Raw genomic sequence first — 1,015 nt, 5'->3', positions numbered from 1 at the left:
CTCCTGGGGCGGTGGTGGGCGGGGCGGTGATTCAGTGACGGGGCCATGCGGGCCGGTCGCGGTCGTGGAAGTCGTGGCGGAACTCCTCGTACAGCAGCCGCCCCACCAGCGCCCCGCCGAAGACCACCACCCCCACGCCGACCAGCCAGGACTGGATGACCAGGACCGTACCGAACGGACCGTAGGTCACCGCGTTGGAGGCGATCAGCGGCGAGAAGACGAGCACGGAGAAGCCCCGAAGGCCGATCAGGCCGACGACGGTGGCGATCGCGCCGGGCAGTACGGCACCCCAGCCGACCCGTCCGCTCAGCAGCAGCCACTGCGACCACCAGAAGAACAGCACGGCGCTCAGCGCCGCGGCCAGCACGCTGGCCGGCGGGTCCAGCCACCGCGGCCCGAGGGCGGACAGCAGCAGGTACCCGATGAGCACCCCGACCCACACCACATGCCGCCAGCGGGCGTGCCAGCGCGCCGGAGGCAGTTCCCAGATCTTCTCGTAGCCGGTCTGCACCGCCGTCCCGAAGGTGAGGCCGAAGACCGCCAGCGAGGCCAGGCCGAGGGCGGTGGTGGTACGCAGTACCTGCCCCGGTCGGGCGAACAACCGCTCGATCTCCCGCTGGGAGGCCCCGGTGACGCCGAGCCCCTCCCCCAGCCACTGCGCGAAGCCGCGTCCCTGGCCCGTACCGGCCGCCGAGACCACGATCAGCAGGGGGACCAGGGTGAGGAAGCCGAGGGCGGCGAACCCCAGCGAGCGGTGGAACACCTCTTCCTCCTGGAACCGGCGCCACCCGGTCCGGACCAGCGGGTGGTGGACGGTGCGGCGTACCCAGGGGAACCACGACCGGGAGGGCGCGTCACCGGCAGGCTTTTTCGGCATACCTGTCCCTTACCACGTCGGCGGAACCCGATGGTGGACGAACCGGCGGCGGTGTGGCCGCGCCGAGCGGACGGCACCTCGGCGCCGTGCCGCACCCCGCCGCCCGGGACGTTCCCCCGGGGCCGCCCACGGCCGGCT

1 protein-coding gene is annotated in these 1,015 nt (G+C 73.1%); it reads right to left on the bottom strand.

Features of this window, described 5'->3' with window-relative positions:
* Positions 1–31: 31 nt before the first annotated feature.
* Positions 32–877: a YihY/virulence factor BrkB family protein gene (locus E4099_RS32370; protein WP_135342643.1), complete on the bottom strand. Its 846-nt coding sequence runs from the start codon at positions 875–877 to the stop codon at positions 32–34.
* Between the last annotated feature and the right edge of the window lie 138 nt (positions 878–1,015).

It is taken from the genome of Streptomyces palmae (assembly GCF_004684805.1).
In the GTDB taxonomy this organism is placed as follows: domain Bacteria; phylum Actinomycetota; class Actinomycetes; order Streptomycetales; family Streptomycetaceae; genus Streptomyces; species Streptomyces palmae.
The sequence above is the reverse complement of the archived record's forward strand: the minus strand, read 5'-3'. Positions and strand labels throughout refer to the sequence as shown.